This window comes from Enterobacter wuhouensis (assembly GCF_004331265.1).
Taxonomy (GTDB): domain Bacteria; phylum Pseudomonadota; class Gammaproteobacteria; order Enterobacterales; family Enterobacteriaceae; genus Enterobacter; species Enterobacter wuhouensis.
This window is the reverse complement of the sequence record NZ_SJOO01000004.1, coordinates 299,031-314,890: the sequence shown is the minus strand read 5'-3', so window position 1 is coordinate 314,890 and position 15,860 is coordinate 299,031. Positions and strand designations below refer to the sequence as shown.

Annotated in this window: 17 protein-coding genes; 10 read left to right on the top strand and 7 right to left on the bottom strand. The window is 58.5% G+C overall.

The features are described 5' to 3' along the window. Positions 1–59 precede the first annotated feature (59 nt). The 7 genes from E0L20_RS11585 to E0L20_RS11555 all read left to right on the top strand — a co-directional run bounded on the left by E0L20_RS11585 (position 60) and on the right by E0L20_RS11555 (position 6,214). Entirely contained in the window at positions 60–1,475 is a 1,416-nt protein-coding gene (locus E0L20_RS11585) for an aldehyde dehydrogenase family protein (RefSeq protein WP_131634091.1), read from the top strand. A 152-nt stretch (positions 1,476–1,627) separates the two neighbouring features. Next, positions 1,628–1,951: an antibiotic biosynthesis monooxygenase family protein gene (locus tag E0L20_RS11580; RefSeq protein WP_131634090.1), complete on the top strand. Its 324-nt coding sequence runs from the start codon at positions 1,628–1,630 to the stop codon at positions 1,949–1,951. Next, positions 1,944–2,339, top strand: a complete 396-nt coding sequence (locus E0L20_RS11575) for an amino acid-binding protein (protein WP_131634089.1) — start codon at positions 1,944–1,946, stop codon at positions 2,337–2,339. Before E0L20_RS11580 ends, E0L20_RS11575 begins: the two co-directional genes overlap by 8 nt. After that, the gene (locus E0L20_RS11570) at positions 2,314–3,009 is read left to right on the top strand and encodes an ArsR/SmtB family transcription factor (RefSeq protein WP_131634088.1); all 696 of its coding nucleotides are present in this window, start codon (positions 2,314–2,316) and stop codon (positions 3,007–3,009) included. The genes E0L20_RS11575 and E0L20_RS11570 overlap by 26 nt, the downstream gene beginning before the upstream one ends. 589 nt (positions 3,010–3,598) lie before the next feature. Then, entirely contained in the window at positions 3,599–4,069 is a 471-nt protein-coding gene (locus tag E0L20_RS11565) for a MarR family winged helix-turn-helix transcriptional regulator (RefSeq protein WP_119935696.1), read from the top strand. After that, on the top strand, positions 4,066–5,133 hold the full coding sequence (locus E0L20_RS11560; RefSeq protein WP_131634087.1) for an HlyD family secretion protein: 1,068 nt from the start codon (positions 4,066–4,068) through the stop codon (positions 5,131–5,133). The genes E0L20_RS11565 and E0L20_RS11560 overlap by 4 nt, the downstream gene beginning before the upstream one ends. A gap of 4 nt (positions 5,134–5,137) precedes the next feature. Beyond that, positions 5,138–6,214, top strand: a complete 1,077-nt coding sequence (locus E0L20_RS11555; RefSeq protein WP_131634086.1) for a DUF2955 domain-containing protein — start codon at positions 5,138–5,140, stop codon at positions 6,212–6,214. Here E0L20_RS11555 and E0L20_RS11550 read toward each other — a convergent pair. Then, complete coding sequence (locus E0L20_RS11550) at positions 6,184–7,482, bottom strand: DUF445 domain-containing protein (RefSeq protein WP_131634085.1); 1,299 nt, start codon at positions 7,480–7,482, stop codon at positions 6,184–6,186. The genes E0L20_RS11555 and E0L20_RS11550 overlap by 31 nt on opposite strands. A gap of 170 nt (positions 7,483–7,652) precedes the next feature. Between E0L20_RS11550 and E0L20_RS11545 the strand changes: the two genes are divergently transcribed. After that, a complete protein-coding gene (locus E0L20_RS11545; RefSeq protein ID WP_010427219.1) occupies positions 7,653–7,940 on the top strand; it encodes a BrnT family toxin in 288 nt (95 codons plus the stop codon). After that, positions 7,927–8,229, top strand: coding sequence for a BrnA antitoxin family protein (locus E0L20_RS11540; RefSeq protein ID WP_131634084.1), 303 nt, complete (start codon positions 7,927–7,929; stop codon positions 8,227–8,229). Before E0L20_RS11545 ends, E0L20_RS11540 begins: the two co-directional genes overlap by 14 nt. A gap of 30 nt (positions 8,230–8,259) precedes the next feature. On the opposite strand, the gene E0L20_RS11535 is transcribed toward E0L20_RS11540, so the two are convergent. After that, positions 8,260–8,898: a LysE family translocator gene (locus tag E0L20_RS11535; protein ID WP_131634083.1), complete on the bottom strand. Its 639-nt coding sequence runs from the start codon at positions 8,896–8,898 to the stop codon at positions 8,260–8,262. A gap of 47 nt (positions 8,899–8,945) precedes the next feature. Then, positions 8,946–9,689 carry an AraC family transcriptional regulator gene (locus tag E0L20_RS11530; RefSeq protein ID WP_131634082.1) on the bottom strand — a complete coding sequence of 248 codons (744 nt, stop codon included), beginning with the start codon at positions 9,687–9,689 and terminating at the stop codon, positions 8,946–8,948. Between the two features lie 156 nt (positions 9,690–9,845). Here E0L20_RS11530 and E0L20_RS11525 point away from each other — a divergent pair, with 156 nt between their 5' ends. Then, positions 9,846–11,216, top strand: a complete 1,371-nt coding sequence (locus tag E0L20_RS11525; protein WP_131634081.1) for an NAD-dependent succinate-semialdehyde dehydrogenase — start codon at positions 9,846–9,848, stop codon at positions 11,214–11,216. Between the two features lie 150 nt (positions 11,217–11,366). Here the strand turns inward: E0L20_RS11525 and E0L20_RS11520 are convergent, their stop codons facing one another. The 4 genes from E0L20_RS11520 to E0L20_RS11505 form a co-directional block, all read right to left on the bottom strand. After that, complete coding sequence (locus E0L20_RS11520; RefSeq protein WP_131634080.1) at positions 11,367–11,912, bottom strand: YfaZ family outer membrane protein; 546 nt, start codon at positions 11,910–11,912, stop codon at positions 11,367–11,369. Between the two features lie 389 nt (positions 11,913–12,301). Then, on the bottom strand, positions 12,302–13,255 hold the full coding sequence (yjiA, locus tag E0L20_RS11515; protein ID WP_131634079.1) for a GTPase: 954 nt from the start codon (positions 13,253–13,255) through the stop codon (positions 12,302–12,304). 10 nt (positions 13,256–13,265) lie between these two features. After that, positions 13,266–13,469 (bottom strand): YbdD/YjiX family protein, encoded by a 204-nt coding sequence (locus E0L20_RS11510; protein ID WP_003856610.1) that lies wholly within the window; start codon positions 13,467–13,469, stop codon positions 13,266–13,268. A gap of 116 nt (positions 13,470–13,585) precedes the next feature. After that, positions 13,586–15,739, bottom strand: coding sequence for a carbon starvation CstA family protein (locus E0L20_RS11505; RefSeq protein ID WP_131634078.1), 2,154 nt, complete (start codon positions 15,737–15,739; stop codon positions 13,586–13,588). Positions 15,740–15,860 lie beyond the last annotated feature (121 nt).

Genomic DNA, 15,860 nt, shown 5'->3' with positions numbered 1-15,860 from the left:
GGATTATCGCAACGTATAAGCCGTGCCAGACTGTGTTCACACAGCCTGAGGAGGTTTATATGCACACCATCGAACAGATCTTTATTAACGGCGAATTTGTTACCCCGCACGGCACAGAGTGGTTTGATTTGTACAACCCGGCGACGGCGCGGGTTATCGGCCAGGTTCGTCTGGCGGATGAGGATGACGCAGATCGCGCCGTTGCGGCGGCAAAAGCGGCGTTTCCGGCGTGGTCGCAGACCACAAAGCAGGAACGCATCGCGGCGTTAAAACGTATGCACGCCGCCGTGGCCGCTCGCCACGACGATCTGCTGGAGGCGGTCATTGAAGAGTACGGCGCGCCCGCCTCGCGCTCGGCGTGGATGGCCAGCTATCCGGCGGAGGTGATTGCTCAGGCCATTGAGGCGCTGGAGGCGTTTGCATTCGTCACCCCCGCAGGCGCAGCCACGGTGCAGATGACGCCGCTTGGCGTAGCGGGGCTGATTACGCCGTGGAACAGCGACGCGGGGTTTATCTGCGGCAAGCTGGCGGCCGCGCTGGCGGCGGGCTGTACGGCGGTCATCAAGCCGAGCGAAATGAGCGCCCTGCAAACCCGGATTGTCACCGAAGCGCTGCGCGATGCCGCGCTGCCGCCGGGCGTGTTTAACATCGTCACCGGGCGCGGCGACACGGTAGGAGAAACCCTCAGCCGCCATCCGGACGTGGCAAAAATCTCCTTTACCGGCTCGACGAATACCGGCAGGGCGATCCTGCGCAACGCGGCGGAGAGCTTTAAGCGCGTGACCCTGGAGTTAGGCGGCAAATCGCCGACGATCCTGCTGGATGATGTGGATCTGGCGCAGGCGATCCCGCTGGTGATCCAGGCCGGGTTTATGAACAGCGGGCAGGCGTGCGTGGCCGGAACGCGCATTCTGGTGCCGCAGGCGCGTAAGGCGGAAATCGAAACCGCGCTGGCGCAGGCCGTGGCGGCGGTGAAATCCGGCGACCCGCGCGATAGCGCAACGGACGTCGGCCCGATGGTCAGCGAAAAGCAGTGGCTGCGGGTGGAGGGCTATATCCGCAAAGGAAGCGAAGAGGGCGCGCGCCTGCTGGCGGGCGGCGAAGGGCGACCAGAAGGCACCCGGGACGGCTGGTTTGTGCGCCCGACGCTGTTTGTAGACGTTAACAATCAGATGGCGATTGCCCGCGACGAGATCTTCGGCCCGGTGCTGTGCGTAATCCCTTATCGTGACGAGGCGGAGGCGATTGCCATTGCCAACGACACAGAATACGGCCTGAGCGCGATGGTGCTGGGCGGCGATGCGGACCGCGCGCGCCGCGTGGCGCAGCAGATTGTTGCAGGCCGGGTGCTGGTGAACACCCTTGCCCATGAACCGAAAGCGCCGTTCGGCGGGTTTAAGCACTCCGGCGTGGGGCGCGAGATGGGCGAGTGGGGGATTCGGGCGTTTATGGAGCCGCGGTCGATTCTGGGTTAAAACCCGCCCGGTGGCGCTGCGCTTACCGGGCCTACATAAGCCCGTAGGCCGGATAAGCGCAGAGTCATCCGGCACAACACTTCGCTCTTTGCCGAAGCATTGTGCTTTTCCATCCTGCATTCTCTCCTCATCCTCACAACGGAGAGACACCCATGATTGCAGTCATTTTCGAAGCGAAAGCTGCGCCCGCGCATCAGGCCCGCTACCTGCAGCTCGCCGCCGAACTCAAGCCTTTGCTGGCGGATATCGACGGCTTTATTGATATCGAACGGTTCCAGAGCCTGACCACCGACGGCAAAATCCTTTCCCTTTCCTGGTGGCGGGATGAAGAGGCCGTCCGCCGCTGGAAGCAGAACGTCTTCCATCAGGCCGCGCAGGCCGAAGGGCGGGAGTCGATTTTCGCGTACTACCGCATTCGGGTGACACAGCTGGTGCGGGAATACAGTTCCGAAACCGGAGGGCACGAGGATGTATGACGTTCATGTGATTTTTAGCGATATCCCCGGTGAACTGGCGCGCTTTGGGCAGCTGCTGGGGCACAACGGCGTGGGGCTGGAAGGCGGTGGCGTATTTGGCACGAATGCCCACTTCCTGGTGGAAGAGGGGGAAAAAGCCCATCGCGTGCTGGTGGAAGCCGGGTTCAACGTGCAGGCCGTACGCAAGCCGGTAATCAGAAAACTGAAACAGGAGCGGCCCGGCGAGCTGGGCGAGCTAGCGGCCGCGCTGGCCGCAAAGGGCGTGTCTATCCTGACCCAGTACAGCGACCACGCGAATCACCTTATTCTGCTGACGGATGATGATAAGCTGGCCGCAGAGATCACCGAACCCTGGGCGACATATGTTAAAAACGAGCCTACCTCCTGATAACAGCGCGGCGCTGGAACAGGCCGTTGCGGCTGTGGCGGCGGCAATGGCCGATCCGTCGCGCGTGAAGATGCTGTGCGCAATGATGGACGGGCGGGCGTGGACTGCTACCGAGCTGAGCGTGGCGGCAGACGTTGCGCCGTCGACCGCCAGCGGGCATCTCGCCCGGCTGGTGGAGGGAAAGCTGATTACCTGCCTGTCTCAGGGTCGGCATCGCTACTATCGCCTGGCGGGGCACGACGTGGCGGCGCTGGTCGAGCAGATGATGGGGCTCTCCTGGAGCCGCATCACCCCGCCGGAAACCACCGCGCCTAAAGCCATGCGTGAAGCGCGGACCTGCTACGACCATCTTGCGGGCGCGGTGGCGGTGCAGATCTATGATTTTATGCAGGCGGAAGCCTGGCTGGAGGCAGACGGTTCTGCGCTCACGCCGTATGGCCGGGAGCAGTTCCTGAAGCTTGGTGTTCCGCTAAATCCTAATACCCGTCGCAAGGCCTGCTGCGCCTGCCTGGACTGGAGCGAGCGGCGCTTTCATCTTGGCGGTGAGGCGGGCGCGGCGCTGTTGATTTATCTGGAAAGCAAAGGGTGGATCCAGCGGGTGGCGGGGTACAGGGAGGTGGTGGTGACGGCGTCGGGGAAAAGTGCCGTCAGGAAGCATTTTAGCCGCTAAACTCTGCTGCGGGCTGGTGCCCTCACCCCGACCCTCTCCCACGGGGCTGAGGGTTCCCCAGTAATTTTTTAAACTGGAAGCGATTAGAGTTTAATCAGTAAAATGAATGGCTTACAGCGATATCCTGGTCCGGCTGTAAATCGCTGAGGCGTTTCCTGTAGGCCGGGGCGAGGCGCATGGATGCGCCGAGAGGGCGGGCTTTACAGGGATGTTACCTCCGCCCGTACCCGATAAGCCGGAAGGAATAAGCCGAAGGCACCGCGTACCGGCGATTTACCGCCGGGAGCCCGGGTTGCCAGGGTGGTGGCGATTGAGCCACCCTGGCACGTTCACCGGTTATGGCGTTACAGAGTAGCAAGAAAATTGAAGTGAACGGAAATACCACCTTAGCCGTATGTTCCCCTCACCCTAACCCTCTCCCCGGAGGGGCGAGGGGATTGTTCACTGCTCGCTTTAATTTGTGGGGAACCCTCAGCCCACGGGGAGAGGGAGAACATCGTTTTCGCAATTCCTGCGCTTTTACTTCTCGTTTCTTGATACTTACCCTGATAACTATTATCTTGACCGCGTGTGACGAGAGGTTTCCCCCATGAGTGAAGAAGATCTGTTCTGCCGCAGGCCGATGGGTATGCGGATGGCGATGGTCGTGCGTCAGTGGCGCGCGGTGATCGACGACGCCATTCTCGATACCGGGTTAACCCAGTCGAGCTGGACGGTGATGATGCAGCTTCACCAGCTTGGGGATAACGTCTCGGTGAGCGAACTGGCGGAGGTGCAGGGTATTGAACTGCCGCCGCTGATGCGCACCCTGACGCAGCTGGAAAAGCAGGGCTACCTGCTGCGCAGCGTATCGCCTTATGACAAGCGCATCCGGCTGTTGACGCTGACGCCTGAGGGTAAGACCGTTCTTGAAACGCTCACCCAGGTTATTGAGAACTTTCAGGCTCGCGTATCGCAAAACATCGCGCCGGAACATATCGACATTTTCAGCGCCACGCTGAATCAAATCGCCTGCAATTTGCGGACAATCCGCGAAGAAGATAACAAGACCGAAAAATAATGACTCCTGAACAAAAGTTTGCCCGCTGGGTAAGGGTAAGTATTGCCTCTTTCCTGCTGATGTTTGTCTACTTTATCGTCGCGGATATCTGGATCCCGCTGACGCCGGACTCCACCGTGATGCGCGTGGTGACCCCGGTGTCCGCGCGCGTTTCCGGCTACGTGGCGGCCGTCCACGTGCACAACAACAGCCAGGTCAAGAAAGGCGATCTGCTGTTTGAACTCGACGACACGCCGTTTCGCAATAAGGTCGAAGCCGCGCACATCGCGCTTGAGCAGGCTCGGCTCTCCAACGATCAGCTGGACGCGCAGATCGCCTCCGCGCAGGCCAGCCTGAAAACCGCCGTGCTGACGGCGCGTAACGACAAAGTCACCTTCGATCGCTACCAGAAGCTGAGCACGCTGCAGAACGTCTCCCAGTCAGATCTGGATAAGGTCCGCACCACCTGGCAGAGCAGCGAACAGTCCGTTAGCTCACTTCAGGCCAACATTCATAACCTGCGCATTCAGCGCGGCGAGCGGGACGAGCACCGCAACGTCACGCTGCAAAAATACCGTAACGCGCTGGATGAAGCCGAGCTGAACCTCGGCTGGACGAAGGTTTATGCCGAAGCCGACGGCACGGTGAGTAACCTGCAGCTGAGCCCGGGCTTTTACGCCACTTCCGGCTCGGCCGCGCTGGCGCTGGTGAACAACCAGACCGATATCGTGGCCGATTTCCGCGAAAAAAGCCTGCGCCATACCCATCAGGGCACCGACGCCGCCGTGGTATTTGACGCCTTCCCGGGGCGGGTGTTCCGCGCCCACGTAACCAGCAGCGACGCGGGGATACTCGCCGGGCAGGAAGCGGTAAACGGTCAACTGTCCGAGCCGGAAACCTCCAACCGCTGGGTGCGCGACGCCCAGCGTATGCGCATTCACGTCGCGCTGGACGAGGCGCTGCCGAAGCATCTGCCGACCGGCGCGCGCGCCACCGTGCAGCTCTATAACAGCGAAGGACCGTTTGCGCGCTTCTTCTCCGGGATGCAGATCCACCTGGTGAGCCTGCTTCACTATGTTTATTAGTTCGATGTCAATTAGCACCCTGGCGCGGGTCTTTACCCCGCACGGCAACATCGTCTACACGGCAAATGACTTTCGCCAGACCCTGCGCATCGTCTTTGCCGGGATGATCGCGCTCAGCATCTCCAGCTTCTACAACACCAGCTACGGCGTGTTTTTTGTGGTCTACCCGATCATGCTCCTGTCGCTGGTGCCGGTGTTTAACCGCCACGTGGCGAAGCAGTTTATCTTCAGCGCCTCGCTCAACTGCGTCGAAATGGTGCTCATCATCGGCTATCTGTCGCAATGGCCGGTCATCATGACGCTGGTGGTGTTCGCCCTGTACGTGATGCGCTTTCGCTTTATGAGCAAGGGGCCGCTGTTCCTGTTTGGCTCAATGGGCGTGGTCTGCCAGAGCGTGATGCTCAACTTTATGAGTTATCCCACCACTAACTGGCACACGCTTTTATTCTCCAACATCGAAGCGAGCGTGATGGCGGTATGCCTGAGCGCGCTGATGAACTACCTGCTGCCGGACGTTGAGCCGCGCAGGCCGCCGCCGCTGATCGAGAAAGACGATGCCCGCGTGCGCCACGAGTCGCTGCTCTCCGGCACCGTCGCGACGATGATTTTCGTCATTTTTCAGATTAGCGATTTAAGCGACTCGCTCTCGGCGCTGATGGCGGGCATTTTGATCCTGTTCCCGATGCACTATCGCGGTTCGGTGATGAGCTCCATCTGGCGCGTGGTCGGCGTGGTGCTGGGCTGTATTTACATCCTCATCGTGCAGCTCGTCCTCTACGACCACAGCAGCCATATGCTGCTGATGATGCCGCTGATTGGCCTTGGGCTGGCGTTTGGGGCGCGTTTACACGTGATGGAAAAGGTCGGGGCAGGCGTAGGCTTCGCCAGTATTACCACCATCGGCATTATGTTCGGCCAGAACATGCACCCGGACAGCGATCTGGTGTTCAGCGATCTGTACCGCATCACCTCCGTCACCGTTGCGCTGGTGGCGACGCTGACGATGGTGTTTCTGGTGCACCTGATCCTCAACCGCTTCGAAGCAACGCGCTACGTCATCGCGCCGCCAAAAGCGGAGTAATGCGCCAGCACGCCGGGCAGCTGCGAGAGTAAAAACAGGATCAGGCCAATCGTCCCGCCGACCAGCGTGCCGTTGACGCGAATGAACTGCAGATCTTTGCCGATGTTAAGCTCTATCTGGCGGGACATGTCTTTGGCGTCCCAGCTTTTCACCGTGTCGCTGATGTGGCGGGTCAGGAACGCGGCAAAATCCGGCGCGACGCGGTGCGCGGCCTGCTCCAGATGCTCGTTCAGCGAGGCCTGCAGGTTCGCGTCGTTCGTCAGGGTTTCCCCAAACCACTGGCCGGCATTAGCGATACGCTGCTTCACGCGCGAGTCCTCGCTGTGCATATCGGCCTTCAGCCACTGGCGCAGGTCGGCCCACATCTCGCCCAGATAGCGGTTAAACGCGTCGTCATTCTTCAGATAGTGCTTGATGTTATCGGCTTTGGCCGCCATCTCCGGGTCGTTTTTCAGGTTGTCGATAAGCTTCAGCGTGGCGCGGTCAAACGCCTGACGGATCTGGTGCGTGCGGTCGTGGGTGATATCGTCCAGCAGCGTATTCACCGCGTTCGAGACCATCTCCGCGCTCTGGTCCCCGAGCCACTCGGTGGGCAGCACCATCGCCTTACGCGGGTGTTCGGTCTTGAGCCAGTGGACGATCTGGTCAGAGATAAACTCCCGCGTGCTCTCCCGCTGAATTAGCGTAATCAGACGGCTGATGATCGCATCCAGCAGCACCTGATGGCGGTTGTTTTTGGTCATGCTCTCCAGCATGACGGCGCTGGTTTCGGTGAAATCAACCTTGTCGATGGCCTTATGCACCGCGCGTTTGAGCAGGCGCTGTATGCGCCCGTCGTCGGTGAGTTCCAGAAAACCGCTCATCACCTGAATCAGATGCTGCCCGACCCGCTGGGCGTTGTCGGGCTTGCTGAACCAGACGCCGATCATCTGGGCAGGTTCATAGCGGCGGATCAACGCCACCAGCGACTGGGTATCCAGAAACTTTTCCTGTACGAACTGGCCGAGATTGTCGCCAATCCGGTCTTTATTGCGCGGGATAATCGCCGTATGGCGCGAGATAAAGGGAATCGGCACCCGGCGGAACAGCGCGACCACGGCAAACCAGTCCGCCAGCGCGCCGACCATCGCCGCCTCGGCAATGGCCTTCGCGCCGCGCACCCAGAAGGTCTGCGGCAGGAAGAGCGTGGTGATAAACGCCGCGACGGCAATCAGCAGCAGCGACAGCGCCAGCAGCTTGGCGCGTTTGAGTTCAGTATGTTTTTCCATGGGTTAAGGATAGAGGGTTGTGGGGGGAAAGTGCAAAGAAGGAGAAGGGCCTCTGCATTTCAGCTTCTGGAATGCGCCTTCAGAAAATGAAATTGAATGATGTCGACTGGTTCAATTTACGAACGTTTTGTATATGCTTTTTTGTATATACAATAAGGGAAGGGTAAACTATGCCAACGGAGTTTGAATGGGATACCAACAAAGCAAAAAGTAATCTCATTAAGCATGGGATCCGCTTTGAAGAGGCTGTTCTGGTGTTTGACGATCCTTACCATTTATCTCTGCAGGATCGTCATGAAAATGGAGAGTTCCGTTGGCAGACCATTGGCCTTGTACATGGTCTAATTGTCATTATGGTCGCACACACGGTACGTTTTGAAAGTGGTGACGAAGTCATTCGAATCATTAGCGCACGAAAGGCGGACCGTAAAGAGAGGAGCCGTTATGAGCATGGTTAAACATAAACGCGGTAGTGCGCTTGAGGTTAGTGCTCGTCGTGAGGCTGAGCTCAAAGCACTCTCCGAAAAATCGGAAGCAGAGATTGATTATAGCGATATCCCTGCCGCAGGGGATGAACAGTGGTCAGGGGCGGTGCGAGGGAAGTTCTATCGACCACTCAAAACTCAGGCATCTGTACGTATCGACGCTGACGTGATGGAGTGGCTTAAACGGCCTGGAAAAGGTTATCAGACGAGGCTCAATGCCATTTTGCGTGAAGCAATGCTGCGCGATCAAAACAAAAAATAAGCAATGGGCGGCGTTAGGCTGCCCGCTATCTCAGCGTATAATTTCCACCAACCGCCACACCACCCACCCGCCAAACCCCATCAGCACCACTCCCGCCGTGCGCTCAATCCGCCACAGCGAACGGCTAAGCTTCTGTTGAACCGCTCGCAGCCCCATCAGCGACACCAGCACCAGATCCCACACCAGCACCACCATCACCATCCAGACGCCGCAGGTCGCCTGTTGAAGCAGCGTCACGTCCGGCCCCATCAGCGCCGTCATCAGCGCAAGATAGAACAGAGCATTCTTCGGATTAAGCAGCGCCGAGCCGAGCCCAAGCAGGATCTGCTTACGCAGCGAAGGAAAGCGCTGGTGGGTTTCATTCAGCGCCAGCGCCTGAGGTCGGCTGCGCACCAGGTGCGAGCCAATCCAGAGCAGGTACAGCGCGCCGGAGAGTTCAATCAGCGTGAACAGCCACGCGTACTGGCGCAGCGCGCTCCATCCCGCAATCACCAGCAAAATGTACAGCCCGTTGCCTGCGGCAATCCCTACGCACAGCCCGGCGCTGCCCCGCAGCCTATAGCGCGCGGCGTAGCCTACAAGTAAGAAGAAATCCGGACCCGGGCTTAGCAAGGCAACAAAATGCGCCAGCGCCAGGGCGAGAAATGCGGAGGGGAAGAACAGTTCCATAGCGACCTCTGAATAAAAACGGAGGTCAGGTTACGGTGTTTCAGAACCTATTTATTGTCTGATATTGATCGGCCGGTCGCGTACTGGCGGGGCGTGGCTGCGGTGTAGCTCACAAAGGTTTTGTGGAAATGGCTCTGGTCGGCAAACCCGCTCTGGTAGCCGACGTCGGCGATCTCATCTCCGGCACGCAGGCGCGCTTTGGCATATTCCACGCGGGAGACGTTGAGGAAACGCCCTGGCGTTAGCCCGGTGTCCTGCTTGAAGGTGCGGATCAGCGTCTCTTTACGCAGGGAAAATTGCCGGGCCAGGGCGTCCAGCGTGGGCGGCGCGGCAAGATCCTGCAAAATCGCCTGCTGCAGCTGCTGGCTGGTTGGACGTAGTCTCTGCCTGTCTTCTCCGTTCGAAGGAATTGCTGACAGCAACGCGTTCAACGCCTTTGATGACATGTTTTCAACAACATCCAGATAGCGCTTAAAGAGTGATGCGTTACGAATGACCTGCTGCCCGAGGGGAAGGTCAGTGTCGATGTAGAGCATATGGTAGCTGCGGGGCTGCCCGGCCACCGGGTTACAGCTGTGCGGGACGTGCGCGGGGATCGCAATGATGTCGCCCGGCGTCAGCAGATATTCCTGCCCACCGCACACGCACCGCGTACTCCCCTCCATAATCGCGCCGATCGACACTTGCGCATGGCTATGACGCTTATACGCCTGCGTGCTCTGCCACGTGCTGCGCAGTTCGAGGCCGGGCACGCGGTTGAACGTCTGACGAACGAGGCGGGTATCGGGCATAGGGTATCCTTTTATGAGCTACGTTTTTTATACCATCCCGGCGGGTATCCCGACAGCGTCTCGCTAAGAACCGTCTGGATATACCCAACTTTACGTCCATAGCCAGTCAGAGTGACTACCCTTAATACCCTAAGCGGTAAATTAAGGAGATTCGACATGGCTTATCAGACAGTAAATCCTGCCACTAACCAGCTCATCAAAGAATACCCCTCACATACCGATGCGGATATCGAAGCGGCGCTCAAGGCGGCCGATGCGCTTTACCATTCGGACTGGGCGAAAGGCGACATTAACCAGCGCCTGCCGGTGCTGCATAAGCTCGCCGACCTGATCGACGAGCGCGTGGAGGATCTGGCGAAAATCGCCAGTCAGGAGATGGGTAAGCTCATCGAGCAGAGCCGTGGCGAGGTAAAACTGTGCGCGCAGATCGCCCGCTATTACGCTGACAACGCGAAGCAGTTCCTGGCGCCGGTGAAATACGAATCTGAACTCGGTGAAGCCTGGGTTGAGCACCATCCTATCGGCGTGCTGATGGCCGTCGAGCCGTGGAACTTCCCTTACTATCAGCTGATGCGCGTGCTCGCGCCGAACCTGGCGGCGGGGAACCCGGTAATTGCCAAGCACGCCAGCATCGTGCCGCACTGTGCCGAAACCTTTGCGCACCTGGTGCGCGAGGCGGGCGCGCCGGAAGGGGCGTGGACCAACCTGTTTATCTCCTCCGATCAGGTGGCGAATATTATTGCCGACGATCGCGTGCAGGGGGCGGCGCTGACCGGTTCCGAAAAAGCGGGCAGCGTGGTCGCGGCGCAGGCCGCGAAGCACATCAAGAAATCTACGCTTGAACTGGGCGGTAACGACGTGTTCGTGGTGCTGGACGATGCCGACCTGGATAAAGCCGTGAAGATCGGTGTTAACGCGCGGCTCAACAACGCCGGGCAGGTTTGTACGGCGGCGAAGCGCTATATCCTGCACGAGAAGATCGCAGACGCATTCCTGAGTAAATTCACCGAGGCGTTTAAGCAGGTGAAAATTGGCGATCCGCTGGATGAAACCACCACGCTGGGGCCGCTGTCGTCCAAAGATGCGCTCGAGACGCTGACTAAGCAGGTTAACGAGGCGGTGAAAAATGGCGCGAAGCTGCACCATGGCGGCAAGCCGGTTCAGCGTGACGGCAGCTTCTTTGAGCCGACGATCCTAACGCATATCTCGCGCGATAACCCGGCGTACTTCGAGGAGTTCTTCGGTCCGGTCGCGCAGGTTTACGTGGTGAAAAGCGATGACGAAGCGGTCGCGCTGGCTAACGATTCCCACTACGGCCTGGGCGGCGCGGTGTTCAGCCAGGATATCGAGCGGGCGAAGAAAATAGCGTCGCGCATTGAGACCGGCATGGTCTACATCAACTGGCTGACCGATACCGCTGCGGAGCTGCCGTTTGGCGGCGTCAAGCGCTCCGGCTACGGGCGCGAGCTGTCGGATCTGGGAATCAAAGAGTTTGTGAACCAGAAGCTGGTGGTCGTGCGTCAGTAAGAAGTAAAAAAACCTGCCGGTTGGCAGGTTTCCATGACCCTTTCTTGCCGGGTGGCGCTGCGCTTACCCGGCCTACAATGTGCAACAGTATCAGCAGATTGCACTGTTCACTGTAGGCCCGTGCGTAGCGCCGCCGGGCGAAATACTGGCTTAGAAGCTTACGCCGCCACCGAAGTATGCGCCGTCAATCAGGGTGTGGTTTGGACGACCGTCTTTGCCGTCAACGCTCACGTGGCGGTAGCCCACTTTCAGCGTAACCGGTTTGATTGGTGACCAGCTTACGCCGCCGTTCGCTTCAACGTAGTTTTTCACGCTGTTGTTCAGGCCGTCTGGTGCAACATAGCCTTCGCCGAAGACGTTAATGCTGTCGGTCAGGGCCACGTTCACGCCGCCACCGATTGGGAACGCCACGCCGTTATCGCCTTTTTTAGGGCCGATGTAGATAGCTTTAGCGCCTGCGTTCAGCATCACCGGGCCCACTTCCAGGTTGTAACCTGCGCCAACGCCACCGGTCTGGGTGCCGTCATCGGTGTTTTTGAGCCAGTTACCTTCGGTGTACAGACCGGAAGAGGATTTACCCATTTCCACGTTCAGGTTAGTAAAGTTTTTACCCTGCTCAATGCTGCCGCCCACTGCCAGTGCGGAGCCAGAAACTACGGTCAGAGCGGAAAGGATAAGAACGTTGAGCTTTTTCATGAGTATTTCCTCGTCATCAAATTAATCTGAGGACACCTTAACAAGCGATGTTTATGACTGCAAATGTGACGGTGGTCGCGGTTTTATGCTGATTTTGTTAATGATTTTGCTTTTGATTGTTATGGCGGGGTTGGAGCAACATGACGTCAATACGTAATGCTTTTATGTTTAGATTGAGTTTAATTTTTATCTAAACGGACGCTGAACGGGGGAAGGAATAGTGATTTGAAACGCATTAATTGTATTTCTAATAATTTCCAAAAATGTTTCTGTTGAAATGGATAAATACCTAAGTTTACATTTTTATGTTTAATTTATACGCAGTGCCGAACTTTCTAAACGTTCCCGTTAACCCTTTTCCTCAGTGTGGGGGTTAACGGGACATGCCGCTATTTACGTAACCCCGCAAACGCCGCCCGAATTTCCTCTTCCGGCAGTTCTAAACCAATAAACACCATCACGCTGCGTGGTGTTTCATCGCCCCACGGCCTGTCCCAGTCGGCGCTGTACAGGCGCTGCACGCCCTGGAACAGCAGGCGGTTTGGCTCGCCGTCGATCCACAGCATGCCCTTGTAGCGCAACAGCCTGTCGGCAAACGACAGCAGCAGGTTCTCCATCACGCGCGATACCTCGCTGATGTCCACCGGGTAGTCCAGATCCACCACAATCGACGCCACGTCGTTTTGCTTATCCGCCATAAAGTGAAAGCGCGGTTTCGCGGTGACGTTCTCTTCCAGCATAAAGCCGCTGGTGTTGAACAGCTGAGACAGATCGATATCGCCGTGCGTCACGGTGTAAATCGGCGCGCGCGCGTTAATGCGCGTCAGGCGCTCGCGAAGTTTTTCGCTCTCACCGGCCACGTCGGTTTTGGTGAGCAGGATGCGGTCGGCGTAGCCCACCTGAGACTGGGCGATGGTGAACTGGTTCATCTGCTCGTCGGCGTGTACCGCGTCTACCAGAGCAATCACGCCGTCCAGCAGGTAGCGCTGGCAGAGGATCTCGTGAGAGAAAAAGGTTTGAATAATCGGGCCGGGGTCGGCCATGCCGGTGCACTCAATCACCAGACGGTCAAAGTCGATCTCGCCGCGATCGCGGCTGTCGAGCAGGTCCAGCAGGGCGTCTTCTAATTCGTTAGAGCGGGTGCAGCAGATGCAGCCGTTGGTGAGGGTTTTGATCTGCGTAGCGCGGTCGCCGATTAATTGATCGTCAACGGAGACTTCGCCGAACTCGTTTTCGATGACGGCGATTTTGAAGCCGTGCTGTTCATTCAGGATATGGCGCAGCAGGGTGGTTTTGCCTGCGCCGAGAAAACCGGTCAGCAGGGTAACGGCAATCGGGGTCATGGTCTCTCCTTTAGCAGCAGCGGACGCCGCCTTCTCCACTTCCGCCGTAGCGCGCTTCCTGACGCTCGCGGAAGAATTCGGTGTAGGTCATGTACGGCTTATCCGGATGGTTGGTCTTCATATGCTCAACGTAGTTGTCATAGTCCGGAATGCCAATCAGCATTTTCGCCGCCTGACCGAGGTATTTTTTTGCTTCGCCTAAGTTACCAAACATTGTGGGTTCCAGACAAAAAAGCACCCCTCACCCCGGCCCTCTCCCCAAAGGGGAGAGGGTGGAATCGTCCCCTCTCCCTTTTGGGGAGAGGGTTAGGGTGAGGGGATGTTTGTGAATTAATGGTGAGAAGAGGTCTTCACGCCGCCTTCCGGCACCGGCACGTACGGGGTTTCTTTATCCGTACGCCCGTCGGCGTTGCGCACGTTCATCCAGGTTTTGATGCCGTAGAAGATGATGCTGTACACCACCACCAGGAACAGAATGCTCAGACCCGCGTTGGTGTAGTTGTTCACCACGATATGGTTCATGTTGGCAATCTGCTGCGCGGTCAGATCCGCGCCGCCTGCGGCAATCTTCTCTTTGTACTGGTTAGCCATGAAGAAGAAGCCTTCCAGCTGCGGGTTGGCGCTGAACAGCTTCAGGCCAAGCGCCCAGGTGGTGCAGAGCAGCAGCCACAGCGCAGGAACAACCGTTACCCAGATGTATTTGGTGCGTTTCATCTTCACGAGGACCACGGTACCGAGCACCAGAGCAACGGCTGCGAGCATCTGGTTAGAGATACCGAACAGCGGCCACAGGCTCTTCACGCCGCCCAGCGGGTCAACAACGCCCTGATACAGCAGGTAGCCCCACAGGCCGACGCAGCCCGCAGTACCCAGAATACCGGCGACCAGTGAATCAGTTTTCTTCAGGAACGGCACGAAGTTACCGAGCAAATCTTGCAGCATGAAGCGGCCCGCACGGGTACCGGCGTCCAGCGCGGTCAGGATGAACAGCGCTTCGAACAGAATACCGAAGTGGTACCAGAAGCCCATGTCCGCCCACGGCAGCACTTTGTGGAACACGTGTGCGATACCGACGGCCAGCGTAGGTGCACCGCCTGCGCGGTTCAGCACGGACGGTTCGCCGATGTCCTTCGCGGTCTGCATGATCTGCTCAGGCGAAATCACGAAGCCCCAGGAGCTGACGGTCGCCGCGGCGTGTGCGCTCGCGTCCTTCAGCTGCGCCATAATCAGCGCCGCGTTGTCACCGCCCATCTCGTGCAGGTTCGGCATGGTGATGCCCAGGCCCGCAGGCGGGGTGTTCATCGCGAAGTACAGGCCCGGCTCGATGATGGAGGCTGCCACCAGCGCCATGATCGCCACGAAAGACTCCATCAGCATTGCGCCGTAGCCGATCAGACGCGCGTCTTTCTCGTTCGCCAGCAGCTTAGGCGTGGTGCCGGAGGCAATCAGGGCGTGGAAGCCGGAGACCGCGCCGCAGGCGATGGTGATAAACAGGAACGGGAACAGCGCGCCTTTCCACAGCGGGCCGGTGCCGTCGATGTACTGGGTCACCGCAGGCATTTTCAGATCCGGGTTAATCACCAGGATACCGATAGCCAGACCGACGATAACGCCGATTTTCAGGAAGGTCGCCAGGTAGTCGCGCGGGGCCAGAATCAGCCACACCGGCAGCAGCGCGGAGATAAACGCATAGCCAATCAGCGCGAAGGTGATGGTGGTGTCCTTGAAGGTCAGCGCCGGGCCCCAGTACGGGTCGTGCGCAATCACGCCGCCGAAGTAGATGGAGGCAACCAGCAGCACGATACCGATGACCGACACTTCACCCACGCGGCCCGGACGGATAAAGCGCATGTAGATACCCATGAACAGCGCAATCGGTACGGTTGAGCAGACGGTGAAGACACCCCACGGGCTTTCGGCCAGCGCTTTCACCACGATCAGGGCCAGCACCGCGAGGATGATGATCATAATCAGGAAGCAGCCGAACAGCGCGATGGTACCCGGCACGCGGCCCATCTCTTCTTTGACCATCTCACCCAGAGAGGCACCGTTACGGCGGGAAGAGATAAACAGCACCATAAAGTCCTGCACCGCACCCGCCAGCACCACGCCTGCGAGCAGCCACAGGGTACCCGGCAGGTAGCCCATCTGCGCGGCCAGCACCGGGCCGACCAGCGGGCCAGCGCCTGCGATAGCGGCAAAGTGGTGGCCAAACAGCACGTAGCGGTTGGTTGGCACGTAGTTCAGGCCGTCATTGTTAATGACCGCCGGGGTGGCGCGCGTCGGGTCGAGCTTCATGACCTTCTGCGCGATGTACAGGCTGTAGTAGCGATAAGCCACAAGGTAGACGGAAACCGACGCGACCACGATCCACAGGGCGCTTACGTGTTCGCCCCGGCGTAATGCGACAACCGCCAGACAGAAAGCGCCGAGGATCCCGAGTAATGCCCAGGGCACGTGCTTCAGTAGTTTTTTAGTATCCATAATAGACCTGGTTTTTTATGTAAGAAAAAGGGGTCAGGGTTTGTTGTGAGGAGGTATTGATTAATGCTGGGGGGATCGTGCCAGATCTTCGCGCGCGTAAAGTACGGTAAATGGGTGAGTG